The following is a 1,224-nucleotide window of genomic DNA, read 5'->3' as shown; positions in this document are numbered from 1 at the left end:
CGTTCCCGCGCACGAGCGTGCCGGCGCCGTTCAGGCGGGCTTGATGTTCGCGTTGTGGTGCAGGACGTTGCCGGGGTCGTACTCGGCCTTGATCCGGGCAAGCCGGTCGTACTTCGGGCCGTACGACTCCCGCACCACGTTCTCCTCGTACTCCGCCATGGCGTTGACGTAGCCGCCGGCGTTCACCGCCAGTGGCCGCAGTGCCTGCCACAGCCCACGGGTCCACATCCGCTCGGCGGCCAGCGTCTGCGCATCCGGGGCCAGGCCGTCGATGACGAACCAGCAGCACGCCGATCGGCTACCCCCGAACGCCGTGTCCGCATCGTCGACGTCGCGGAACGCGCCGCCGAGCATGAATATCGGCACGGTGGTCATCGGAGACCGCTTCGCGGGCAGGTGCTCGGCGATCACCGCGATCGCGTCATCGGTCAGGTCCTCGAGGTAGAGCGACTTCGTATAGGCACGGATACCCCACGCGAAGCCCGCGTCGAAGACCTGCTGCAGCGCCACGTACGGCATGGGGGTCACGAGCTCGAACAACGGCGGCAGCGCCTCACGGACCGGCGCGACCAGCGCGGCGTGTTCCTCGGCCGAGCCGAAGCCCACGATGATGAGCACGGTGCCGGGCAGGAGGTGGTACTCCTCGGGGACGAACGATTCGGGAGGCGCGTTGAGCGGTGCGATGAAGCCCGTCGCGTCCCGGTTCAATCCGTGGATGGTGTCCCGGCTCAAGCGCAGGGCCTCGGCGGTCTGGTCCAGCGGCCAGAAGAACAGCCCGAACTGGATCTCCGGGCCGATCGGGTGCAGCCGGTACTCGAACTCGGTGACGACGCCGAAGTTCCCGCCTCCACCGCGAAGGGCCCAGAACAGGTCCGGGTGTTCCTCGGCGGAGGCCCGGACGATCGCCCCGTCGGCGAGGACGACCTCCGCGGCGAGGAGATTGTCGATGACCAGGCCGTGGCGCCGCGTCAGCCAACCGATCCCGCCGCCCAGGGTGAGCCCGCCGATACCGGTGTGGCTGATCATGCCGCCGGGGACGGCCAGGCCGAACTGCTGCGTGGCCCCGTCGACGTCGGCCCAGGACGCCCCGCCGCCGCATCGCGCGATGCGAGCGTCGGGGTCGACGTGGACGCCGCGCATGCGGCTCAGGTCGATCATCAGTCCGTCGTCGGTCAGGCAGGCGCCCGCGTAGCTGTGCCCGCCGCCGCGCACGGTGATCTCGAG

At 70.1% G+C, this 1,224-nt stretch carries 1 protein-coding gene; it reads right to left on the bottom strand.

The annotated features are described in order from the left end of the window. Window positions 1-30: 30 nt before the first annotated feature. Window positions 31-1,224: FAD-binding oxidoreductase (locus tag HF526_RS34415; RefSeq protein WP_169385828.1), on the bottom strand; the 1,194-nt coding region annotated here is incomplete at its 5' end.

Origin of the sequence: Pseudonocardia acidicola, assembly GCF_012911935.1 — a bacterium.
Classification (GTDB): Bacteria; Actinomycetota; Actinomycetes; order Mycobacteriales; family Pseudonocardiaceae; genus Pseudonocardia; species Pseudonocardia acidicola.
The sequence above is the reverse complement of the archived record's forward strand: the minus strand, read 5'-3'. Positions and strand labels throughout refer to the sequence as shown.